The organism is Nibrella viscosa (genome assembly GCF_039541875.1).
Classification (GTDB): domain Bacteria; phylum Bacteroidota; class Bacteroidia; order Cytophagales; family Spirosomataceae; genus Nibrella; species Nibrella viscosa.
Genome location: NZ_BAABHB010000001.1, coordinates 46,516 through 69,385 on the forward strand (window position 1 = coordinate 46,516; position 22,870 = coordinate 69,385).

Here is a 22,870-nt window from a genome sequence, read left to right on the forward strand (position 1 = left end):
AAAGCTATTAGATGTTTTTCTTTTTAAGCTCACCAACGGCATAATCGGCGGCCCGGGCGGTCAGGGCCATAAACGTCAGCGAGGGGTTCTGGCAGGCCGTCGACGCAAAGCAGGCACCGTCGGTGACGAACACGTTCTTTGCCGCCCAAAGCTGATTGTGGGCGTTAAGCATCGACGTTTTCGGGTCGCGGCCCATGCGTACCCCGCCCATTTCGTGAATGGCCAAGCCGGGTGCCGAATTGTTGTCGTAGGTAGTAACGTTTTTCAGGCCGGCGGCTTCCAGCATCTCGGCGGCATCGTTTTCCATGTCCTTCCGCATGCGCTTTTCGTTTTCGCGGAATTTGACGTCGAATACCACCGTCGGCAGTCCCCATTTATCGGTTTGGGTCTGGTCGAGGGTAATCCGGTTATCCTCGTAGGGCAGGCACTCGCCGAAGGCCACCAGCCCCATGCTCCACGGTCCCGGCTGCGACGCCTGCTCCTTCAGCTCTTCGCCAAAGTTGGACGCAACCCCGGCCGTCTCCGCAACCAGCCGCTGCCAGCCCGACCGCGACGCGCCCCCCTGGTAGCCAAAACCGCGCAGATACTCGCGTTTGTCGGTGCCGATGTTTCGGTAGCGGGGGATGTAAATGCCGTTGGCCCGCCGGCCGTAGTAGTATTGGTCGTCAAAGCCTGGTCCTTCGGCCCGGCCGCTGGCGCCAATCTGGAAGTGGTGGTCCATGACGTATTTGCCCAGCGTGCCGCTGTCGTTGCCGAAACCGTTGGGAAAGCGGTCGGAGATGGAGTTGAGCAGGATGACGTTGGTACTCACCGTCGAGGCATTCAGGAAGATCAGGCGGGCGTAAAACTCGATGGGCTGTTTGGTGAGCGCATCGATCACCCGCACGCCGGTAGCCCGCTGCCGGTCTTTATCATACAGCAATTCGGACACAATCGAGTGGGTGCGGACCGTGAGCCGGTTGGTCTGGCGGGCAGCGGGCAGTGTCGCCGACAAGCTGCTGAAATAAGAACCGTACGGACAGCCACGGGCGCACATATTCCGGTACTGGCACGGTGCCCGGCCCACAGCCGTATGCACCGGATTCGCCTGCGACAGGTTTGCCGTGCGGCCGATGGTCATCACCCGGTTCATTTTCTGCTTCAACTGCCGCGTACTGTGCGACTCCACACAGTTCATCTGCATCGGCGGCAGAAAATCACTGTCGGGCAACTGCGGCAGCCCTTCCCTGCTTCCCGATATACCGGCAAACTTCTCGACGTAGCTGTACCACAGTGCCAGATCGGCGTAGCGGATGGGCCAGTCTGTGCCGAAACCGTCGCGGGCGTTGGCTTCAAAATCCATCTCACTCCAGCGGTAGCTTTGCCGGCCCCACATGATGGATTTTCCGCCCAGAATGTCGGGCCGTCGCCAGTCGAACGGCTGGATTTCCCGGTAGGGCGCGTTGCGATCATCGAACCAGAAGTGGGCCGTCTGCTCATTGTAGGTATGGATGCGGTACTGCGGTGGCATTTTGTCGGTGAGCAGTGGGGTCCGGTCCCGGTAGGTGAACTCCCAGGGCGCTTTCAGGGCCGTGTCGTAGCCGGTGACGTGTTCGAGCGGTCGCCCCCGTTCGAGCAGCAGCACGCGCAAGCCTTTCTGGGTTAGCTCTTTAGCGGCCCATCCGCCACTTATGCCGGAGCCAACCACAATGGCGTCGTAGTGAGTAGCATCCGATTCTTTTTTCAGGTACAAGTTCATGGTTTCGTTCATTGACGTTCAGGTCAGGGTATCGTAAGGGAGCGTTAGAGCGCTTTTTTTGCATAGCGGGTAGGGTGGGGGAAGCCCCGTTTCTCCAGGTCGGATACCTCATCGCGGGGTTCGCAGAACCAGGCCAGTGTCTGTTCAATGGTCAGGTTAGCCGGTAGCCGGGCCGCGTCGGGATGGCTGTCTGTAAATACCGCAATCAACTGTTCCTGCATGGCCCGGAGCCGCTTCTGATGGGCCGGCTCACCGGCCAGGTTATGCAGTTCGTCGGGGTCGTGTCGGAGGTTGTAGAGCCGATGGAGGTAACCGGTCGGCCGGCTGGTGCCAATCTCGTAGCCTAAGCCGAGGTCGTACTGGTTGGTCGAAAATATGTATTTCCAGGGTCCACCGTTGCGGTCGTCGGTGCGTAGCATGGCCATGTTATCGACCAGGTATTCCGAAAACACTTGCTGGCGGTGGCTCTTCTTCGGGTTCTTCAGCAGCGGCACCAGGCTCTTGCCCCGCGTGGTCAGGGCCGGTGCTCCGGCGACCTCGACAAACGTGGGCACCAAATCGACCAGCTCAACGAGCTCGGTGCTGACGGTCTCGGGCCGGGTCAGGCCGGGTGCGCGGACCAGCAGCGGACTGCGCACGGCCGGTTCCCACAGGGTATGCTTCTCGAACCGATTGTGGTCGTTGAGCAGGTAGCCGTGGTCTGAGATGTAAACCACCAGGGTATTGTCACGCAGGCCGCTGTCGTCAATGGCCCGCAAAATCTGGCCTACGTTTTTGTCGAGGTACTCCACACAGGTGTAGTAGCCGGCCACAATCTCCCGCTTTTGGGTATCGGTCAGGTTCCGGAAAATGGCGGGCGTCCAGGGTAAATCCTCTGGTCCGAACCGTCCCAACGGCATTTGTTCCGGCCGGTAGTGGTTCGCAAACTCAACCGGAAAGTTCATGGGGGCGTGGGGCGCGTGAAAGCCGACAAACAGCAAAAAAGGGTTAGCCCGTTGCGCCTGAATAAAGGTAATGGCCTCGTTGGTCAGGTAGGTATCGAGTGTATCGGCATCGTACAGTGGTTCGGGACGTACGCCCGGATTCACCCATTGGTCCACCGAAAAGCCTTTGGTTTTGGTCATGTCGCGCACCGGAACATCAGTCGGAACGGGGCGCGGGCCCCCTTTACTTATGAGCCACTTGTTGTACTCGGCGGTGTCTTTGCGCAGATCGAAACCGTGGTTCAGGTTGTTGTTGGTGTGCATCTTGCCGATGGCGGCCGTGCGGTATCCGTGGGTTTTCAGGTGCTCAGCAATGGTGTAATTCTTCTCGTCGGATAGAGGTGTGAACAACAGATTGACGCCGGTCTGGTGCGGGTAGTTGCCCGTCAGGAATGATTGCCGGGACGCGCTGCATACCGGCGACTGGCAGAAGACGTTGGTAAACCGCATGCCTTCCCGCGCCAGTTGGTCCAGGTGGGGCGTTTTGATAGAAGGGTTCCCCGCATCGGCGGACCGGTAGCTGCCTATCACCCGCATGGAGTGGTCGTCGCCGATGAGCAGCACAATGTGTTTGTACCGTCCGGCGGCAGCTTTGCCGCTGAGCAGGGGCCAGCCGATTGCCGTAGCCGCCAGGGTAGTAAGGGTGTGGATCAGAAAATCGCGTCGCTGCATCGGTCGCTCGGGTTAGCGTTTCTGCGAGTATTCCGGGATGGGTGTCTTGCCCAGCACGTCGCGGTAATTAACCAGTTGAACACCCCGTTTCCGGATGGCCCATTTTGCCTGGACAATAGCCATCAAAAGCAACAGGACTGGCAGCAGAAAAGCCACCCGGTTGAGGCCGGTGCAGGAACGATGTACAGCCATACGTTTATGTAAGAAGCGGCTGTAGGGCAACCACTTCCGGTTTAGGAGGAATACTATGCTAAAAGCAGCCTGGTGGTCTATTATAACGATGTTCTTGTTCAGTACCCCGGATTTTGGTTCATCGCCGGGTTGTTGTCGGTTTCGGCCAGCGGAATCGGGAACAACAGATGCCTGGTTACCAATGAACCGGGCCGCCCCGAACAGCAGCGAATTGTTGGGCTCATAAGGCCCCCACCAGCCTGAGGTTGCTCCAACCCCACCCGGCTCAAAAGTCGTCGGGCAAAAACACGTTATCTGTATCAGGGGGCTGGCTGGCCTGAAACTCGTACAGCGATTCGGCATTGTTTTCGCGGTCGGCGGCAAAATTATCGGCAAAATTGGCCACCAGTGTGCAGTTCTTGATTTTACTTGAATGCCGCCAGGGCCGCCATAAAATCGGCCAGGGGTTTGTTGATGGTCCCGCGAAACACCAGACTCTTGCCCAGCATCCCGTAGGCGGCATTGCTCGTGGCGCGTCCGGCGTTGCGGTACACGCCCTCGGCTACCGTGTTGGTTTTGTCCAGGGCGGTGTTGGCCCGGTAAATGATCCGGTAGAGGCTTACGTAGTAGTTGCCCAGCTTCAACGAGGCAAACGTCTCGAACGCGTTGGGACCGGTAGTGGTGATGTCGTCGCCGGGCAGAAGGTGCAGGGTAAAAATCCCTTCGAAAGCTACGAGGAATTTGGGCGTTTCGGATTAGCCAGCAGGAACCTTGCGGGCTTTGATTTGACAGCCCGCAAGGTTCCAAACCGGTTGCTTTTACTTCCGGCTGATCGGCGCACCACCAACCGGAGCGCTGATCACACCCAGGTAGCGACCCATCCAGTAGGGCAGCAGCCAGATGTCGCCGGCGCTGTGTTCCGACAAACCGTTTGCCCCTCGACTATCGAGGTTGAACATATTGGCGTTGTGCCGCTGGATGGGTCGTTCGTCGGGCGGTAGCACCTCTTTAATGGTTTGCCGGCGGAAGTTAGGGGCCATGGGCTCAATGTCCTGGCGGTGGCTGTTGGCAATGCTCCAGTCGATGAGGTCAAGCGGGTGTTCCTGCAAATACCAGATGGCCTCTTTGAGGTCAAAATCCTTGACGCCGGTCAGGGCGGTGAAGATGTTCCAGGCACCTTCTTTTTCGGGGCGCTCGGCTTGCCAGTGGTCCAGGATGGCTTTTTTGTACTTGGCTTTGAGCGTATCGTTGAAGGCGTAGCGGTAAAGGCCCCAGTAGCCGACAAAGTACATCTCATCATCGGAATGGTTCCAGCTATCCGAGAGGGTTTTGGCAAGGTCATCGGTGCTGCCTGCGGCTACCCCAATCTGCTTCATCGGACGCATCAGGTTCTCCAGATAGCCGTGCTGCTGCATCAACTCAAAGGCTTTCTTCCGGTAAATTTCTTTTTTGGTGAAGTGGTAAGCCGTTTGCAACATACCGATAATGTTGGACGAGTTGAGCTTCCGGTCTCCTATCGAAGGGTCAAATCCATTGACGTATTTGGGGTTCCACTTACCCCATTGGGTGGGTTTGCCGTTGTAGTCGATCAGGTACAGGTCGTTTTTGACAATATGCCCCATCAGCGTATCGATCAGGTTGATGGCGCGGGTCTTGAGGTCTTTGTCGGGGATGAGTTCGGCCATGGCCCCGAAGGCGAAGATATGGCCGATGGCTTCGTCGCTGCTGGTGGTCGCTTTCCAGTCCCATTCGGGGTGAGGAGCGTGCTGCCAGCGGTCCGGGTCGGCCAACTGGCTGATAAAGCCCCGCCGTTCGAACGAGCGCGACGGGAAGCCCGGAATGGGATTGATGGTGTACAGCCGCTCCATGGCGTCGAGCGATTCCCGGCAGTTTTGCAGGGCTTCTTCGTCTTTGGTAACGGCGTACCGAAAAATCTCTCCGGCCAGATACATAGAGGTCCATAGACCATCGTTGTCGGAATCTTCCAGGTAACCAGAGGCCACATTACCTTTTCCCAGGCCGCTGAGGGAGGCATTGAAGCCGTTGCGGATGTGCCGGCTGCGTACCTGCTTATCAAAAAACATCGCTTTGTCGTGCAGGGTCATCTGCCTAAAGCAGATCTCGCCCAGCCCGGCATTGGTCAGCACCAGCACGGCCTTGTTTTTCCCTTTGGCAATGTGTGTAACCTGATTACCGGGTAGCCAGCGTTCGCCATAGTAGTAATCGTACTTACCATCCGGACGCAGCGCAAAGGCTCCCTGCGAGGTACCGAACCAGAGCCGGCCGTTGATGTCGGCAACGGCGGTAATGTCTGTAGCCGGCAGTTTCCGGCGAATGTCGCCGATGGGCTTTTGGGTAGTGGCATCCAGTTCGATATAGCCGTTGCGGGTGCCGATGATGACTTTTTGGCCCCCGCTGCTGAGGTCAAACGCGGTGAAGTCCTTGCCGGTAAATATGGGGGTCAGTTTGTTGGTGGTCGGTGAAAACGTTGCCAGTGACTGCCGGCCCAGTATCCAGAACTGATTAGTTTCCTTCTGAAAGTGAAGGCCAATTACCTCATCATTGGGCAGGCTGCCGCTCCAAAGCGTTTTGGCGTCTTTCAGCAGGTGCAGCGCCCGGCCATCGGAAATCAGAAATGTAAAGTCGCGCCCGCCGGCGAAGAGTCTGGCGTTGGGCAAGGTGTGCTCCGAATACAGTTTGCCGGCCCAGGCGTTGCTCAGTATGGCTTTGTTGTCCAGCAGTACATATTGCTGGTCGTACGTGCCGATGGCGTTAATCTTCTTGCCCTGTATCGTGCGGTAGGTCCGGTCGGGTTGTAACGTGCCAGGGTACAGAAACTGACCGCCGTAGGGGTGGAGTACACCTTCGGATGAAAACACTTTGATGCTTCCATTGCGGTCGCAGTACACCCCGGAGAGGGTAATGGTGGGTTTGTCGATGTAGTGTTTGACGCTGTAATCCTGCCAGAAGGGCTTGTCCTGATGCCCCGATTGAGCATTGGTGGGATGTCCGGTAATTAGGGCAGGAAGTATTCCTGAAAATAGCAAACTGCTGAGGGTACGCATAGGGGTAAAGCGGTATAATAAAATGGTCTTCGTGGTTACGCCTTAAAGGGAAATTCGAGTTGGATCAACAACTACATATTTAATCGACTTCCGGTTGTTCTCCGGATGGTAAGAGTACGTCATGTGCAGCAGGCCGTCGGGCGTCTGGATCAGCGACGGGTACGAATAGCCGCCTTTTCCAGGCGGGTGATCTTCCAGCCGGATTTTTCGCTTCCAGGTTTTGCCTTCGTCGTCGGACAGATACAGGCTGAGCCGGTGGCGACCATCATCAATATCATTGCCCAGAAACGCCCATTTGCCGTCGGTCAGCACCAGCATCTCGACACTGGCCGTATTGGGTATGTCGGTTTTGGTAGCCGCTGTCCAGCTCTCGCCTTTGTCTTTGGACTCACTTACCTGCACCCGGCCAGGATTGTCTCCGCTGTCGCGCAGGTAAGCAACCAGCGTACCGTTCCGCTTCCGGGCCAGGGCCGGTTGAATAGGCCCCCGGCCGACCAGCGGCAGGCTGGGTCGCCAGGTAGTGCCATCGTTGTCGGAAATTGCCATCAGGCCCATATTGTAGCCGTCGGAGTACAGCGGGAGTATGATCCGGCCGTTTTCCTGGAGCATGGGTTTAATCCGGGTCATCCAGCCGATGCTGCGTTTGCGCGGGTCTTTGCTGGCTTCGATAATCATGCTGTCGTACGACTGGGCGTATTCCGCCCAACCCGCTGTTGGATGGGGTAATTGTTTAAAGCGGGCGGCTACTTCGGTGGCAAAGCGATCGTCGGGTTTGAGCAGAATGTTGTCCTGCCAGTCCCAGACGGGCGCTCCGCTCTTCAGATAATCGGTGGCCGTTCTGAACCGCAGGAGGGATTGCTCCCACCGGTTAGCCTGTACGGCAATCCAGACCAGAAACAGCTTACCCTGGCTGTTCAGAAACAGAACCGGATTGCAGTCGGGCAGGTTGGGGGTGTCGGCCATCAGGAAGGGTTCGCTCCAGCTTTTTTCGCCCTTCTTCAGTCGAGCCCCCATGATGCGTACATCATCGGCGGTGCGCTCCCCGCTGCCCTGAAACCAGGCTGCCAGAAAATCGCCGTTGGGCAGGCTGACCAGGCTGCTGGCGTGTACATGCTGCGCCTGAATCGGAAAAATCAGCATTTCCCGAACAATGGCAGAGTTTGGAGAGGTCTGGGCAAACCCAATGCCTACTGCGCCAAGCTGCACGAGCAGGCAGAGGTAGTAACAAAGCAGGGTAGGTTTCAGGAGGTCGTGCATACGTGGTTTGTTGTTTAGCGGATCATGCCCAGGTATCGGCCCATCCAGTTGACGGTTAGTTGCCGTTGTTACCCGATAGGCGTGCTTTTTGAATAATACTGCTATTTTTTGAGGAAAAATCGGGAGATAACGGCTAAATTAGGGTTATTTACCGAAAAAAAGCGGACGGACCTGACCCATATTCATCAGTGATTCTCGAACGCCTGGTCTGACAGAGAATTCTGGGCGAAGCGAAACAGGCCGTGTTGTAAGAGCGCAATAGCCAAATCCTAACCCCTCATGTCGAAACGAAGCTATTCCCGGCGGGAGTTTATCCGCCGTAATTCCCTCACCGGCCTGGGCGTTACCCTGACGCCCTCGCTGCTGGCCGATGGCCTGACCCGAATACCGCAGCAACCACTAGATCCCATACCGGCTCCGGCCATCTTCGCGGCTGCCGACACCCCTGCTATCCTGGGCGGCAAACCCATACGGACCAACGAGTGGCCCAACTGGCCCATGTGGCATGCCGAAACCGACGAGAAGCGGGTGCTGGAGGTTCTGCGCAGCGGCATCTGGTCGAGGGCGGGGGTAACCACCGAATTTGAAGCCAAATGGGCGGAGACCGTCGGGGCTAAACGCTGCCTGGCGGTAGTGAACGGAACCAACGCCCTGATAGCCGCCCTGGTGCAACTGGACATCGGCGGGGGCGACGAGGTGCTGATACCACCCTATACGTTTATTGCCACCGTCGCGGCCGTGCTGGCCACCGGGGCCATGCCTGTCTTCGTGGATGTAGACCCGGAAACCTTTCAGATCGACCCGGCCCGCATTGAAGGGAAGATTACCCCGCGCACCCGCGCTATCATGCCTGTTCATATTCTGGGCTTGCCGGCCGATATGACCCGGATCATGCCTATTGCCAGAAAACATAACCTGCTGGTGGTAGAGGATGCGTGTCAGGCCTGGCTGGCGGAGATCGACCATAAGAAAGTAGGCACGTTTGGTAATGCCGGCTGCTTCAGCTTCCAGAACTCCAAGAACATACCGATGGGCGAGGGTGGGGCCATCGTCAGCGACGATGAGGCTTTTATGGACCGCTGCTATTCGTACCATAACTTTGGCAATCCCTACGGCAGCGTGGTTGGCGAGGTCGGTGCCGGCACCCTCATGATGGGTACGAAGCTGCGACTGGCCGAATACCAGGCTGCTATCGGATTAGCCCAGCTACCACGGTTGCAGGAGCAGACGGTTCTCCGGAATAAAAATGCCGAATACCTGAAAGCGCAGATCGGCCAGATCCCCGGCATTGTTCCGTATAAGCTTTACCCTGGAGTAACACAGGCGGCTTTTCACCTGTTTCCGTTCCGCTATCAGAAAGAAGCGTTTAAAGGGCTGCCCCGTGCCGATTTCCTGAAAGCACTCAACGCCGAAGGCATACCCTGCGCCAGCGGATACGCCCCCCTGAACAAAATGCCGTACCTGGCCCATGCGTTTCAGACCAAGAATTTCCGGCGGATGTATGCCCGGGATCAACTCGACATCAACAAATACAACGCCCGGAACGAGTGCCCGCAGAACGACCGCCTGTGCAACGAAGAGGCCGTCTGGTTTACGCAAAATATGCTGCTGGGCAGTCAGGCAGACATGAACGAAATTGCGGGTGCCATTGACAAAATTTACCGGAACGCCGACAAAATTAAAAGCCTGGCTACCAAATGAAATCTATAGGCAGGCTACTTCTTTTGGTAGTTGGGCTTCTGAGCAGTTCGCTATCCGGCTACCCGGTTTGGGCAGATACGGCCGCCGGCTGGAAAGCGGGGGTGGCCCGCGTGGTGATTACCCCAAAGCAGCCCATGTGGCTGGCCGGGTATGCTGCCCGCACGCATCCGTCGGAAGGCAAGCTGCATGATCTGTGGGCGAAAGCGCTGGTGCTGGAAGACGCCGACGGCAAACGGGCGGTTTTGGTTACGACCGACCTGGTAGGTATTCCGCTGGCCGTTTCCAACGCCATCCGGGATCAGTTGCAGGTGGCGTATGGCCTGAGCCGGGCGCAGATTCTGCTTAACAGCTCGCACACCCATTCCGGGCCGGTGCTGCAGCAGGCATTGTCGGATATATACCCCCTGGATCAGGAGCAACTGACGCGCATTAAAACCTATACCGAAACGTTTCAGCGGGAGGTTGTGGCGCTGGTCGGGCGGGCGTTGCGGGCTATGGAGCCGGCAGCGGTGTACGCGCAAAACGGGGTGACGCGTTTTCAGGTCAATCGCCGGAACAATGCCGAGGGAACCCTGGCCCGGCTGACCGAACTGAAAGGGCCCAATGATTACGCTGTTCCCGTTTTGAAGGTGGTGAACGGCAACGGCGCCTTGAAAGCTATTGCGTTCGGCTATGCCTGCCACCCCACCGTGCTCGACCTGTACCAGTGGTCCGGCGATTATCCGGGCTTTGCCCAACTGGAGCTGGAGAAAGCGCATCCCGGCGTTACGGCCCTGTTTTTTCAGGGTGCGGGGGCCGACCAGAATCCGCTGCCCCGCCGGACGATACCCCTGGCGCATCAGTACGGCCGGGAACTGGCTGCGGCCGTAGAACGGGTGCTGGCAGAAGATATGCGGCAACTCGCTCCCCGGCTCCGTATGGCTTACCGGGAAATAGACCTGCCGCTGACTGCGCCACCGGCGCGGGAGGAACTCGTCAGGCTGACGCAGGAAGCGCCGTACGACTATATGAAGCGATGGGCCGGCCGGATGCTGCAACAGCTCGACAACGGCCAGCCATTTCCGACAGCTTACCCGTACCCGCTACAGGTCTGGCAACTCGGCGAGCAAACGGTCATGAGCCTGGGTGGCGAACTGGTGGTGCATTACGCCAATGAGCTAAAGCGGCTGTTTGGCCCCGATTTGTTTGTGCTTGGGTATTCCAACAACGTGATGGCCTATATTCCATCGGCAACCATTCTGCAGGAGGGCGGCTACGAGGGAGCCACTTCGCAGATGGTGTATGGGATGCCCGGCCCCTGGGGGCCCGCCGTCGAAAACCTGATCCTGGGCGAGATGGTAAAACTGGCCGGACAGGTCGGCATTGCTCAACAAAAGGCCGAAAAGTAACCCGATTTCTGTATGCCTGCCTTAACTGCTTACCCGCATTACTCCGGCTTTACGTTTGCCCACGATACCTACAACGCCATCACCTGCGCCGGCGACGGGAAAATCTATTACGTTTTGTCCTCCAACCGGTACGACGTAGCCGGGCAAATGCATGTCTATGATCCGGCAACCAACCAGTCTCAGTTTCTGGCCGACCTGAGCGCCATCTGCGGGGAAGCCGGTCAGCAAAGCATTGCGCAGGGGAAGAGCCACGTCCGCTTTTACGAGCGGGCCGGCAGGCTTTATTTTGCCACCCACGTCGGCTTTTATGAACTCATCGATGGCATGGAGCGCCTGCCGGAGCGCCCACCCGAGGGGTACGGCTTGTACCCTGGCGGGCATTTTCTCTCGTATGATCTGGCGACCGGTGCCTTTGCTGACCTGGCCGTGGCCCCCGATGGCGAAGGCATCCTGTCGATGACCATCGACCGGGAGCGGGGTTACCTCTACGGCATCACCTGGCCAACAGGTTACTTTCTCCAGTATGCCATTGACGATAAGATCCTGAAGAAGCTGGGGCCGGTTTCGGCCAGGGGGGAAGCCGGTACCCCCGGTGCCGATTATCGCACACTTTGCCGGTCGTTGTTTGTAGACCCGGCCGACGGGGCTGTTTATATGTCAACGGCCGATGGGGATATACTGACCTTTCGGCCGGCGGCTGCTGCTATCCGGAAGCTGGACGGTGTTGACCTGCGGCTCGATTACTTCGGGCGCTACGACCCTGCCCATCCCGGTAGTATGGGGTACAACTGGCGAAAGATTTTCTGGTACGCGCCGGAAGGCGTTGCGTATGGTGTACACGGCAATTCCGGCTACCTGTTCCGGTTCGATCCCCGCCGGCCAACGCTGGAACTCGTTGAGCGGATTACCTCCGAGCCATCCCGGCGAAGCGGTATGTTCGACCAGTTCAGCTACGGCTATCTGGGTTTTCAGCCGGGGCCGGATGGGGAAACCATTTACTACCTGACGGGCGGCCCGGTTTACGCGGAGGGCCGACGGGTGAAAGGAGAGGAGCAGATTGCCCGCGGAGCCGCTAAAGGCCTGGAGAATCTGCACCTGGTTACCTACCACCTTCCCAGCCGGAAATACACCGACCATGGCCCTGTCTTCTACCCGGACGGCAGTCGCCCTACCTACGTCAACTCGCTGGCTGTTGGTCCCGACGGTACGGTATACACCCTGGCGCGGTTCATGCACAACGGCCGGGAAATTCAGGACCTGGTGAGAATTCCGGTCGCGTATCCTTTTTAAGTCAATTGCCTAAATCCACCTTGTTATGAACCCTGAAACCAGCCGGCTGGATTTCCTCCGGGCAACCAGTCTGAGCCTGGCCGGTCTGAGTGGGCTGCAGTCGACCGCCAACCAACCTCTTTGCCGGCCCAGCCACCAACAACAAACCAAAACAGGTTGAACTGGTTATTGCTACTATTACCATTGATGGCTTTGGGGATATGAACTTTGAGCCTTTCTTTGCGCTGGCTCCCAGACTGCCCTTCAAAAACGTAGAGTTCAACTGCTGGTACGCCCGAAATCTGACCCCAGCCGGTATCCGTAGCATCAAAGAGCGCTGCCGGCAACATACCCTGACGCCGGTTTGCATCCAGGGCAGTTCATTTGGGGCGGCAGGGAACATCATCAAAGATGTAACGCATAAGCTCTGGAATATGGAAGCCGCCCGGCAGTTGGGCTGTAAGCGTGTGAAGTTCACCGGTGCCGGGCGCGGCTTGCAAGGAGGGCTGGATGCCGTAATCACCGTACTTAAGGAGCTGGCACCGGCCGCCGAAGAAATGGATATGCTGATTCTGGTAGAAAATCACGCCGACTATAACCTGGAAACCATGGAGGATTACGACCGGATTTTCAGCGCCATCGCTTCGCCGAACGTTGGTATGTGCATGGATAATGCGCATTTCGACGGAGCTAATGTAGACCTGATGCAGGTGGTCGACCGGTTTCACTCCCGCATCCTGCACATTGACCTGAAAGATACCGAGCGAAAGGACATTCATAAGGTAGTCCGGTACGGGCAGGGCGTGACTGACAATGCCAGGGTAGTGGAGCAGATGCTGGCTCATGGCTACAAAGGGTACCTGCTGATTGAAATGGCTCCGCCACAAAATAAGGAAACGCTGGAGGAAGACCTCAAGCGGGCGTATCAGTTGTTCCGGCAGTATGAACGGTAGGCACTCCTGCCTTCGCACTATCACTATTACACTCCGTATGATCAGGTCTCTACGCACTCCTTTTATGGGGTTGGCGGCTGCGGCTTTGCTGCTGCTTTACCTTCCTCTTTCGTTCCGCTTCACACCTGACCCGGATGCCAGGCCGCAGGTTCTGGATAGGCGGCTTGAACTCTCTCTGTTTGCCGAAAATCCCGATATTGTCACCCCATCGGTATTGCCGTCGACAGCCTGAACCGCATCTTCGTGCTGGACTCCCACACCCATCTCCGGCCGAAGGATTACCAGGGACCCGATTTGTGACCTTCGCCAAAAAAGACATTCTGGATTACGGCATGACCAAGACGATGGTCTGGAGAAACAATTGACCGTCAGCGACCTCCGCGACCTGCTGGCCTTTTTGCAGGCAAAGAAATAAGCGTTTTAACTGTACGTGTATTTTTTATATATTCGTACGTACAACACTAGCAGCTATGGACTCAAAATTGACGTTAAGGTTGGATGAACAGGTCATTCAAAAGGCTAAACAATATGCTGCTGCCCGAAAGACAAGTCTCTCCGGCTTAGTAGAAAATTATCTGAAGTCTTTAACAAGCAGGGAATTATCGGATGCAGAGGAGGTAGTAATATCCCCTTTCGTGAAAAGTATGACCGCCGGAACACCTATACCGGCAGATATTGATGCCAAGACAGAATACAACGCTTATCTGAGGGAAAAATATTCGTGAGTGATACGCTTTTTCTGGATACCAATATCGTACTTGACCTGCTGGGTCAGCGGTATCCTTACTATGATGCCATCGCCAAAATTGCTTCACTAGCTGATGGAGGAGAGGTACAGTTAACGGCTTCTGCGCTCTCCTTTGCCACGGTACACTATTTATTGGCAAAGATTGACGGTAACAGTATCGCCAAAGAGAAATTGCGGAAGTTTACGATCATCTGCAAAATAATTGCCGTAGATGAAGCTATCGTGAAGAAAGGCCTGAGTGCTGCCTTTACAGATTTTGAAGATTCTCTACAATATTATTGTGCTATTCAGGCCAAGGCCGCCATGGTAATTACGAGAAATGGTAAGGATTTTAAAGAGTCTGTTCTGCCGGTTCTGACGGCGGAGGAATATCTCGTCAGTATTGGTAAGAAGTAACGCGTAGCCAATTTTACAGTTCCTAAACCTACCCCATCATGCACCGAAGAACCGTTGTCCGGATAGGCGCCACCTCGCTGGGCTTGTTGCCACTGCTCCCGGCGACTGCTTTTGGTAATTCCCCGTCCGTACCTGCTGCGGCCAAACCGACCTGGCTGCTCGACCTCATTAAACGTAACGACCAGCACCTGAGTCAGGCCCGAGCCTACCGCATTACAGACCCCGGCAGCCCGGCGTTTGGGGGATTTATCGACGGCGATGATATTCCCAATCCGCATTCTACCGCCGGTTTTGTACGTCAGGCGGCCTGCTCCATGGCTTGTCCGGAATCCGGCTTTTACCGGTCCAGGGAGCTACTCGCCGAAGTAGGGCCGGCGGTTCAGTATCTGCTGAAGATCCAGCATACCGACGGCACCATTGACCTGCTATCGACCAATTTCCATTCAACGCCCGATACCGGTTTTCTGGTGAAACGGCTGGTGCCGGCCTACACGCTGCTGGAACGGTCGGGAACACCCGGCCGGGAGCCGGTGCTGGCTGCGCTGAAAACGTTTCTGCTGCGGGCGGGTGAGGCCTTGTCCGTCGGGGGTATCCACACGCCTAACCATCGCTGGGTAGTGTGCGCGGCCCTGGCCAAACTCCAGGAGCGCTGGCCCAACCCCCGCTATGTCGCCCGGGTTGACGAGTGGCTGGCCGAACACATTGATATGGATGCCGACGGGCAGTACAACGAGCGAAGCACCCTGATATATTCCCCGCTGACCAACCGCCTGCTGATTACCATCGCCAAGGGGCTGAACAAACCGGAACTGCTGGACTACGTTCGGCGGAACCTGGCCATGACGCTATATTATGTTCACCCAAACGGGGAGGTGGTGACCGAGGCCTCCGGGCGGCAGGATAAGGCATTGGTGGGCACCCTGGAGGGCTACTATTATCCGTACCGATACATGGCCCTGCGCGATACCAATGGACAGATGGCGGCCATGTGCCGGCTGATCGAGCAGACGGCCCTGCCTAAACTGGTGGGGTACCTGGACTACCTGCTCGAAGAGCCTGCCCTGTGGAACGAGCTGCCCGCGGCCGGTCCGTTGCCCACCCATTACGGGAAGGAGTTTGGCCGGTCGGGGCTGGTGCGGATACGGAGGGGTGACTGGGACAGCACCATTCTGTCGGCCAATCCGGTCTGGCTCACCTTCTCCAGAGGCAATGCCGTGTTGCAGGGGTTGCGGGTGGCCGCTTCATTTTTTGGCAAAGGGCAGTTCCAGACGGAAAAGATTATCCGGGAAGGAAACCGTTGGGTGCTGACTCAGTCGCTGGAGGGACCTTATTTTCAGCCGTTTTCCAAAGCTGATATAGCCGAAGACGGCGATTGGGAAAAGATGCCCCGCGAGAAGCGCCGGCAAAGCGAAGTGCAGCGGCTCGACTCAAACGTTACAATCACCGAAGCCGACGGTGGACTTACCATACAGATCGATATGAGCGGTACCGATGGCGTTCCGGTCGCGCTGGAACTGATTTTCCGGTCGGGCGGCACGCTGGCGGGCGTTTCATCCCACCCCATGCGGGACAAAGCGTTTTTGTTCAACGAAGCGTCTGGTACGTATACCCTTCAGGGCGATACCATCACGTTTGGACCAGGTCGGGCGGAGCACAAAAACGTACAGTTGCGCGGGGCCTTACCGGCAATGGATGCGCCGACGGTTTACCTTACCGGCTTTACTCCCTTTCGGCACACCCTCCGGCTCTCCTGAGCGGGCAAAAAAAAACTCGCCCGTTCCGCCACAGGGCGATAACGAGCGAGGGTCAGGGTTATATTGGTCTATCGGCTGTTAAAAGTTAGCCGCCGTTGCGCCTGGGTTTTTAACCCGCACCGGATGGTCTTCCAGTTGGGCGTAGCTTAGCTTCCAGGTGTTGTCATCGGCTTTTTTCCAGATCAGGACAAAGTTGCCTTCACCGACACCGCGGGGCTGATCCCGGGTTTCCGGCATAACATCCACCGAAAACGTGCCGGCCTCGTAGGCGAGCTCACTGTCGGTGGCCGAGGTAACTACGCTCGTTTTGAGGTTGTTGATCGTCGGCATAGTTTCCTGCACCCATTTTTGGGAAACCTCCGATTTGCCGGTATAGTGAACCTCCCCTTGCAGGAAGTGTACATCGTCGGCCAGAAAAGCGTTTACTTTGCCGGCATCTTTACTGTTCCAGGCGCTGATGAATTGCTGATTCAGCTCCTGAATATTGGCGGTATCATTACCTGGTTTGGCGCAGGCGCTCAACAGGCCGGCTACCACTATCGCTTGAATGAATGCTTTCATAAATCAGATTGGTTAAAATACTTACCAGCTTTTCCGACGAACCTCCAGCGTGCTGTACGGCTTCGAGGGATCGCCGAGGTAGGGGTTGGGCAGGTAGCCCATGCCAATGATGTAATCAGCCTGACTTTCGGGGGCGTACACACCGACTCCCTGATTGGCGGCTAACCCAGCCGCAGCGGCTGCGGGGGCCGTAGCGGCAATGCCACTGGTTCTCCGCGTGGATGCCGGCGCAGTACGCGTAGCAGTGCGGGTAGCTGTCGACGTTTGGTTGGCCGACCGGTACTCACGGTTCTGAGCTTTCTCCCAGTTGGCAGCGGCTACGCGCTCAGCTTCTTTCGCCTTTTTCTTTTTATCGATGCTCTTACCGATTGCGTATCCGGCGGCTCCGCCGGCGATTCCTCCGACTACACCACCCAATGTCCGGTTCTTCTTGTAGAGTATGGCTCCTGCAGCGGCCCCTGTACCGGCACCGATGGCCACACCGGTAGCCTGCGGATTCATTTTCTTTTTGGGCTGCTTGCCCACGGCATATCCGGTGGCTCCGCCCACCACACCGCCTACTACACCGCCCAGAACGCGGTTGTCTTTATTCATAAGGGCTCCGGCTGCGGCTCCAACGCCTGCGCCGATCATGGTCCCTTTGGCCTGACGGCTCAGATGAGCCGGAGTCTGGGCCTGCACTGAGCTCCCTAAAACCAGAGAGGCCAGTAAAAATAATGCTACTTTATGCCCTGTCTTTTTCATGGTTTTACCTGATTAATTAAACCTCACGATCAACTTTCCTGCCAGAACCCGCCGGCATCTGCACTACACGGTTACGCGGGTTCGGCTTTTTCATTGTTTACCGTGTTTGCGGGTTAGATGCCTGTTGGTCCTGTAGGTTTAATGGATGGTAAGTTTTTATGCGAATCTTTTATTAAGTGTGGCTTTTCACTGAAAATTTGTGGAGACAATACCTCATCAGGCCACTGGTTGGATGGCGGTTCGTTAAAAAGGTATACCGGGCGCTTACTGGCCGGAATTGGTATTCTGGGGAGGCAATACACTGACGTCCCGCTCTATTTCCCGGACCTCAACGTATACAGCGTAGTCGGCGGGTTTAATGCGCAGACCGTGGTGGTTGGCATAGGCACGGGTAAATTCGGCACCCAGGTACAGCAGCACGGCTGAATAGTAAATCCACACCAGGATAACCACGATGGAACCGGCCGCGCCGAAGGCAGAGGCCGTGCCGGTGGTTTCAATGTACAGCGCAATCAGGTAGCGGCCCACCATAAACAGCAGCGCCGTAAAGAAGGCACCCCACTGCACATCTTTCCAGGAAATTTTTACGTCCGGCAGATACTTGAAGATGATAGCAAACAGGAGCATGGTCACTCCGAAGCTGAGAACAACGTTGAGGAGTTGAACAAACAGGATCGTGATTTCCGGAAAATACTGGCTAAGCAGATTGCTCAAGGCCGCAATAAGCCCATTCAGAATCAGTGACACCAGCAGTAAAAAGCCCAGACTGATAATCAGCGAAAAAGAACGCAGCCGGTCTTTGAGCAGTTTCAGCCATCCGCGCTGGGGTTTGGGCTTTACCCGCCAGATCAGGTTGATGGAATCCTGAATCTCGATGAAGACGGAGGTAGCCCCCGCCAGCAGTGCGATACCGCCTGTAACGGCTGCGGTGGTGGTTTGCCCCGACAGTTTCACGTTCCTGATCATTTCCTGGAGCTGCAGGGCAGCCTCATCGCCCATAAATTCGTTGATCTGGTAAAAGATCTGCCCCTCAATAGCCTGGTCGCCGTAGAGCAGGCTGACCATGGAGATAACCAGTACCAGCAATGGAGAAAGAGAGAAAACGGTGTAATACGCCAGCGCAGCGCTGAGTTTCATAACCCGGTCACTGGAAAAGCCGGAAAAGGTGGCCAGCAGAATTGCCCACAGGTTTTTAAACGCATCAGTCAGGGAGCCTTTGTTCATGGACATGCAGTGTTCTGGTCAGCAGATAAACAGGGGTAGTGAAGGTAACACCGAGGGGTTGGTCTGCCTTGCCCCGAGCCTGTTTTCTAATAATAACTGCTTTTTAGCCTTTCCGGACTGAATGTTCTACCGTAGGTTTATCGGTCAGACGCAAGGGTGGTGGTCCATTGCGTGCTTCCGTCGGGGTTGGCACGTAGTAAAACCACGCTGTTGTAGAGTACCTGACCGGCCAGCGCAAAGGAGTTATCCGGCAGGCGCACCACCTCAACCTGGCTGCCCGTAAGCGTTGGGACATTCACGGTACGGCGGCTTTGTTCGGCACCGGCCAGGTCGGTAGTAAGCAGATGGAGACCCGTTGGAATTGCCGTATACACCAGTAGATAGGCGGTAGACGTTGAAATAAGCTGGTAAGGGGTGATCCAGGATTGCCCTTCCGGCAGCGGATGGGCCCTGACCCATTGTATATCGCCGGATTCGCTCATTTTATAAAGGTAGGCACTCCGGAGAGATGGATTCAGCACGCCCAGCAGCACGTAGCCGCCATCAGCGGCCGGACTGATAATCCGGGCGGCAAACAGCGCATACCGCCGGGACCAGACCTGGTTACCAGACGCATCGGTTTTCAGCAAAAACGACTGATCTATGTTTTCCTGGTTGTTCCGGCCAAACCACGACAGCACAAAGCCCCCCTCGGGCGTAGCCGCTACACCGACAGGGTTGTTCAGGAACAGCTCGGTCGGGTAGGTACGGCTCCACTGAAGTAACCCCCGCTCATTGAACCGTATCAGAATCACCGCCGTACCGCTCCCGCTGGTTGTTGATAGGCGACCAGTAACAACAAAGCCATCATCGGCCATAGACAGGAGCTGGTACGGCTGAAACAATCCGGAACCAACGGCTAAGCCGGCAGCTTCGTTCACCTGCCTGTCAACGATTTCTCCCTCGCTGTTAAGCCGGATTACGATCTGAGCAGGCTTCATCGAGGGTTGAGCCCCCCCCAAATTAATCAGATCGGTTGCCACAAACACCAGGTAGCCGCCATCGCGCAGCGGGTGAATCAGGGGGCGGTTCGTGATCCGGTTCGCCAGGGTATAGGCCAGTTTTGTCCATAGCACCTGCCCTTGCATACTTGTCCTGACCACCACCACCTCATACCGCTCCAGGTAGGGCGAGGGAAAGGCGGATGAGCCTGGACTTTTGTTTGAGGCTTGGCGAAGCAGTACTGTAGCCAGTCCCCCGTCGGCTGTCCGGCAGAGGTTTCCCATAGCCTGGTAAGTTTTATAGGGGACATCCTGCTCCTGAACCGGTATTTCCCGTTCATCCAGTTTGATTTCTACGCAGGATAAGCAGCCGGGAAGAAAGCTGGCCAGGGTGAGGATGATCAGTATCTGTTTCATGGCTCGACAGTTATTTAGAACCGTTTTCCGACCGAAAAACCGGGTAGCATCATCAGGTATGTAGTCTTCTTCAGCACTAAATCGCCGGTGGCCGATTGACTGGTGTTGGTTTCTGCATGACTGCTGCCGGCCATGTATAACCGGAAGAGCCAATCGTTCCGGCTGGTATGGTATCGAATCCCCACGGCCGGTGCAGGCATGTACCCATTCAGTTTCCAGATAAAAAACTGGGTATTATAGTAAAAGCCGGTATAGCCGGCCTCGGCCTGCCACCGGCCACGGCCGTAAAGAAGCAGGAGGGCATGATGGGTCGAAAAACTGCCTGGACAACTGGTGAACAGGCAAATACCCGGCACATAACCCAGCCCTGCACTTAGCTCTATCGCCCCCGAGTAGTTTCGGCTCCTGGGCGCAAACCGGATAAATTGCAGGTGGTAGCTGGCTCCGATAAACGGAGTATTGCCGGCCAGATCAAACGAAACGGCCTGCCGGTACCCTTTAGGCTCCGGGGTAACCGATGGTAGCTGCCCCCGGCCGGTGATGGGGAGCAGGGCCGCAGTAACGAGCAATAACAAAGCACAGAGACGCTGAGGCATACCGTTTGGGTTAATGGTTGTACCTAATGGCCGATCTAACCTGCCGACAGGCAGCAGTGTACCGGAACAAAGTCGTGATTTTTGAAAAAAAAGTAACAGTTTAGGGCAAGTATATTTTATTGTAGACTCCGCTTTTTATTTTTGTATAGCTAATCTATATAGTAGCCAACAAAAGATGATGGGTAGTTTATAGAAAAGGCGTTCATTACCGGTAACCGTAACTGAAAACCTGTACTTATTGTATGTTTAAAGTCTTACTATCGCAGGAGGTATACTTGCTTCTGATGCTCATCTCCAAACCTATTTGGTTTTATTTCTCCGGCAAATACACGGCTACGTTTTTCTCCGAGTACACAATGCTCCGGGTCTTTGGCGAACGCATGGATTCTATTACGGCGCTGCTGTGGGCCATCATGTGGGCCTGCTTCTTTGTCGCCTGCTGATGAAGGCCAGAACCTGCGGACTGCCGGAACGCCTGCTATCGACAGTATAGAGAAAGCAGGCGTTCCGGTAATTACCCTGGAAGCTGCGAACAATCAAAGAACCTGGCCGGCTTCTGAAAGCAGTAGCTTGTTTAAAAATGCTTATCAGATCGTAGCCGCGAGTTCTTCGATTTCGACTTCTACGGGGATATTCAGTTTCCGGCGCAGGCGGCTGCGGTGCTGACGGATGGGGAGGATACTTACCCCCAGCCTATGGGCCCTTTCTCTGTTGGAGTAGTTTAGCTTGCAGAGGGCCATAAACCGGCTCTCGGCCAGACTCAGTTTGGGCCGTTTGTTGCGGAGCCGGGTCTGGTCGTTGGTAGCACGCAGGGTAACCACATGGTAGCGGCTGCTACCCTGGATGTCGGCAATAAAGTTGCTGTCGATGTTACCATCATTGCCATTAATATCCCCGCTGAGGATACTACTGTCCGGCAGGCGGTTGGTGATACCGGCCACGCAGCCGCCGTAGACCTTTCAACCCATGAACCACCCAACCATTCACCTTCCTGCATCCGCGCTGATCCTGCTCATCGGTGTGAGCGGAGCGGGGAAGTCGACTTTTGCCCGGCGGCACTTTCTGCCGACGGAGGTCATTTCGTCGGATCACTGCCGGGCGCTGATCTGCGATAACGAAAATGACCAGACCGTCACCGCCGATGCCTTTGAGCTGCTACACGTCCTGGCGGCTAAACGGCTGAAGCGCCGGCGGCTCACCGTCATCGACGCTACCAACGTACAGGCCGGCGCCCGGCAGTCGCTGATGGACCTGGCCCGGCAGTTCGATTGCCCGTTGGTGGCCATTGTGCTGGATATGCCCGAGCAGGTGCTCAACGACCGCCGGAAAACGCGCACCGACCGCTCCTTTGCCGACCCCGTGCTGCACCGGCAGCGCAGAGACCTCTGGCTATGGACCCGTTATCTGGAATACGAAGGTTTCAGCAAGGTGTACCGGCTGAAATCGCCGGAGGAAGTGGATCAGATCAGGATTATCCGCCAACCGGAACAATAGGGGAAAGGATCAGGTAGGTATGTGCCGGTTACACTTTGGCGTAAAAGTAACTCATGCGGTTGAGGGCATCGTCGTAGCTGCGGATGGAGCGGTGGCGATGCTCGTACAGAAAGCTGAGCAGGGCACAATCGCCGGAACAAGCCCCTGTGTGTATCAGCAAAAAGCCCAGGCAGCTAAATTGCAGGCCGGGCGAACCAACAACCAGCCCCAGAACGGCAAGGGTAGTCAGCACCAGAAACGGGGTCAGAATTACCCAGCAGAAAGGCTTCGGGCGAATAACAAAACCGTCGGCAATGGTCAGAAACATCAGCTTACGCCATTCCACCGCGTAGCGAATTCGTTGGGCGCCGGCAATCCGGTACGCCAGGGCATGTAGCAGTTCATGCACCGGAATCAGCAGGAAAGTCAGCCCGATGCCTACGAAAAAAGCCAGGATATGGCTGCTAAGCTCTGCTTTCTGATGAGCCAGACTTACCCCAACCCACGCACCGACCGCCCCCAGAATCAGCACATTCAGCCCTGTGTAGGTAATCGTTACCAGATTCCACCGTCGCAAATAGGCCTGAAAAAACGGCAGCGACTGCTCAAAAGAGACCGATTCCAGAAGCTGATACCCCTGTTCGGGCAGGGTATCCGGGTTGGGGACAGCGGTTTCGGCCATACGACGGTTTTTCAGAAATATAGCAAGGTTTTTAGGATACTCCGAAACGTATATAGCTGTAAATCTGATCCTGATCCGTACCGCCTTATCGCCTGATG

General features: G+C 56.2%; 26 protein-coding genes. 12 read left to right on the forward strand and 14 right to left on the reverse strand.

Features of this window, described 5'->3' with window-relative positions; translation table 11 throughout:
* Nucleotides 1-7: 7 nt before the first annotated feature.
* The 7 genes from ABD931_RS00205 to ABD931_RS00230 form a co-directional block, all read right to left on the reverse strand.
* Nucleotides 8-1,738 (reverse strand): FAD-dependent oxidoreductase, encoded by a 1,731-nt coding sequence (locus ABD931_RS00205; protein WP_370469305.1) that lies wholly within the window; start codon nt 1,736-1,738, stop codon nt 8-10.
* A 44-nt stretch (nt 1,739-1,782) separates the two neighbouring features.
* Complete coding sequence (locus ABD931_RS00210; RefSeq protein WP_345262718.1) at nt 1,783-3,393, reverse strand: sulfatase family protein; 1,611 nt, start codon at nt 3,391-3,393, stop codon at nt 1,783-1,785.
* A gap of 12 nt (nt 3,394-3,405) precedes the next feature.
* Nucleotides 3,406-3,585 carry a hypothetical protein gene (locus tag ABD931_RS00215; RefSeq protein ID WP_345262720.1) on the reverse strand — a complete coding sequence of 60 codons (180 nt, stop codon included), beginning with the start codon at nt 3,583-3,585 and terminating at the stop codon, nt 3,406-3,408.
* Between the two features lie 98 nt (nt 3,586-3,683).
* Nucleotides 3,684-3,809, reverse strand: a complete 126-nt coding sequence (locus ABD931_RS29210; RefSeq protein WP_370469295.1) for a RagB/SusD family nutrient uptake outer membrane protein — start codon at nt 3,807-3,809, stop codon at nt 3,684-3,686.
* Between the two features lie 180 nt (nt 3,810-3,989).
* Entirely contained in the window at nt 3,990-4,208 is a 219-nt protein-coding gene (locus ABD931_RS00220; RefSeq protein WP_345262722.1) for a hypothetical protein, read from the reverse strand.
* Nucleotides 4,209-4,382: 174 nt separating this feature from the next.
* Nucleotides 4,383-6,629, reverse strand: a complete 2,247-nt coding sequence (locus ABD931_RS00225) for a hypothetical protein (RefSeq protein ID WP_345262724.1) — start codon at nt 6,627-6,629, stop codon at nt 4,383-4,385.
* Nucleotides 6,630-6,671: 42 nt separating this feature from the next.
* Nucleotides 6,672-7,769: a sialidase family protein gene (locus ABD931_RS00230; protein WP_345264444.1), complete on the reverse strand. Its 1,098-nt coding sequence runs from the start codon at nt 7,767-7,769 to the stop codon at nt 6,672-6,674.
* Between the two features lie 396 nt (nt 7,770-8,165).
* On the opposite strand from ABD931_RS00230, the gene ABD931_RS00235 reads away from it, so the two are divergent.
* The 10 genes from ABD931_RS00235 (at nt 8,166) to ABD931_RS00280 (ending at nt 16,095) form a co-directional block, all read left to right on the forward strand.
* Complete coding sequence (locus ABD931_RS00235) at nt 8,166-9,587, forward strand: DegT/DnrJ/EryC1/StrS family aminotransferase (RefSeq protein ID WP_345262726.1); 1,422 nt, start codon at nt 8,166-8,168, stop codon at nt 9,585-9,587.
* Nucleotides 9,584-10,975, forward strand: coding sequence for a neutral/alkaline non-lysosomal ceramidase N-terminal domain-containing protein (locus ABD931_RS00240; protein ID WP_345262728.1), 1,392 nt, complete (start codon nt 9,584-9,586; stop codon nt 10,973-10,975). The genes ABD931_RS00235 and ABD931_RS00240 overlap by 4 nt, the downstream gene beginning before the upstream one ends.
* Before the next feature lie 12 nt (nt 10,976-10,987).
* On the forward strand, nt 10,988-12,265 hold the full coding sequence (locus ABD931_RS00245; protein WP_345262730.1) for a hypothetical protein: 1,278 nt from the start codon (nt 10,988-10,990) through the stop codon (nt 12,263-12,265).
* A gap of 25 nt (nt 12,266-12,290) precedes the next feature.
* A complete protein-coding gene (locus tag ABD931_RS00250) occupies nt 12,291-12,425 on the forward strand; it encodes a hypothetical protein (protein ID WP_345262732.1) in 135 nt (44 codons plus the stop codon).
* A 40-nt stretch (nt 12,426-12,465) separates the two neighbouring features.
* On the forward strand, nt 12,466-13,197 hold the full coding sequence (locus ABD931_RS00255) for a sugar phosphate isomerase/epimerase family protein (RefSeq protein ID WP_345262734.1): 732 nt from the start codon (nt 12,466-12,468) through the stop codon (nt 13,195-13,197).
* A 37-nt stretch (nt 13,198-13,234) separates the two neighbouring features.
* Nucleotides 13,235-13,429 (forward strand): hypothetical protein, encoded by a 195-nt coding sequence (locus ABD931_RS00260; RefSeq protein ID WP_345262736.1) that lies wholly within the window; start codon nt 13,235-13,237, stop codon nt 13,427-13,429.
* The gene (locus ABD931_RS00265; RefSeq protein WP_345264446.1) at nt 13,426-13,497 is read left to right on the forward strand and encodes a hypothetical protein; all 72 of its coding nucleotides are present in this window, start codon (nt 13,426-13,428) and stop codon (nt 13,495-13,497) included. The genes ABD931_RS00260 and ABD931_RS00265 overlap by 4 nt, the downstream gene beginning before the upstream one ends.
* Nucleotides 13,498-13,667: 170 nt before the next feature.
* Nucleotides 13,668-13,922: a DUF6364 family protein gene (locus ABD931_RS00270; RefSeq protein ID WP_345262738.1), complete on the forward strand. Its 255-nt coding sequence runs from the start codon at nt 13,668-13,670 to the stop codon at nt 13,920-13,922.
* Complete coding sequence (locus tag ABD931_RS00275; protein WP_345262740.1) at nt 13,919-14,341, forward strand: type II toxin-antitoxin system VapC family toxin; 423 nt, start codon at nt 13,919-13,921, stop codon at nt 14,339-14,341. The genes ABD931_RS00270 and ABD931_RS00275 overlap by 4 nt, the downstream gene beginning before the upstream one ends.
* Before the next feature lie 38 nt (nt 14,342-14,379).
* Nucleotides 14,380-16,095, forward strand: a complete 1,716-nt coding sequence (locus ABD931_RS00280; RefSeq protein WP_345262742.1) for a hypothetical protein — start codon at nt 14,380-14,382, stop codon at nt 16,093-16,095.
* A 78-nt stretch (nt 16,096-16,173) separates the two neighbouring features.
* Here ABD931_RS00280 and ABD931_RS00285 read toward each other — a convergent pair whose 3' ends face one another.
* From ABD931_RS00285 to ABD931_RS00305, 5 genes are all read right to left on the reverse strand, one after another.
* Nucleotides 16,174-16,656: a YybH family protein gene (locus ABD931_RS00285; protein WP_345262744.1), complete on the reverse strand. Its 483-nt coding sequence runs from the start codon at nt 16,654-16,656 to the stop codon at nt 16,174-16,176.
* Between the two features lie 21 nt (nt 16,657-16,677).
* Nucleotides 16,678-17,400: a YMGG-like glycine zipper-containing protein gene (locus ABD931_RS00290; RefSeq protein ID WP_345262746.1), complete on the reverse strand. Its 723-nt coding sequence runs from the start codon at nt 17,398-17,400 to the stop codon at nt 16,678-16,680.
* Between the two features lie 264 nt (nt 17,401-17,664).
* On the reverse strand, nt 17,665-18,624 hold the full coding sequence (locus tag ABD931_RS00295; protein ID WP_345262748.1) for a YihY/virulence factor BrkB family protein: 960 nt from the start codon (nt 18,622-18,624) through the stop codon (nt 17,665-17,667).
* A 137-nt stretch (nt 18,625-18,761) separates the two neighbouring features.
* Nucleotides 18,762-20,021, reverse strand: a complete 1,260-nt coding sequence (locus tag ABD931_RS00300; protein ID WP_345262750.1) for a hypothetical protein — start codon at nt 20,019-20,021, stop codon at nt 18,762-18,764.
* A gap of 14 nt (nt 20,022-20,035) precedes the next feature.
* Complete coding sequence (locus ABD931_RS00305) at nt 20,036-20,617, reverse strand: hypothetical protein (protein WP_345262752.1); 582 nt, start codon at nt 20,615-20,617, stop codon at nt 20,036-20,038.
* Between the two features lie 242 nt (nt 20,618-20,859).
* On the opposite strand from ABD931_RS00305, the gene ABD931_RS00310 reads away from it, so the two are divergent.
* On the forward strand, nt 20,860-21,060 hold the full coding sequence (locus tag ABD931_RS00310) for a hypothetical protein (RefSeq protein ID WP_345262754.1): 201 nt from the start codon (nt 20,860-20,862) through the stop codon (nt 21,058-21,060).
* Between the two features lie 144 nt (nt 21,061-21,204).
* Here the strand turns inward: ABD931_RS00310 and ABD931_RS00315 are convergent, their stop codons facing one another.
* Nucleotides 21,205-21,558, reverse strand: a complete 354-nt coding sequence (locus ABD931_RS00315; RefSeq protein WP_345262756.1) for a helix-turn-helix transcriptional regulator — start codon at nt 21,556-21,558, stop codon at nt 21,205-21,207.
* A gap of 25 nt (nt 21,559-21,583) precedes the next feature.
* Between ABD931_RS00315 and ABD931_RS00320 the strand changes: the two genes are divergently transcribed.
* The gene (locus ABD931_RS00320; RefSeq protein ID WP_345262758.1) at nt 21,584-22,111 is read left to right on the forward strand and encodes an AAA family ATPase; all 528 of its coding nucleotides are present in this window, start codon (nt 21,584-21,586) and stop codon (nt 22,109-22,111) included.
* 28 nt (nt 22,112-22,139) lie between these two features.
* Here ABD931_RS00320 and ABD931_RS00325 read toward each other — a convergent pair whose 3' ends face one another.
* Entirely contained in the window at nt 22,140-22,772 is a 633-nt protein-coding gene (locus tag ABD931_RS00325; RefSeq protein WP_345262760.1) for a DUF3267 domain-containing protein, read from the reverse strand.
* Between the last annotated feature and the right edge of the window lie 98 nt (nt 22,773-22,870).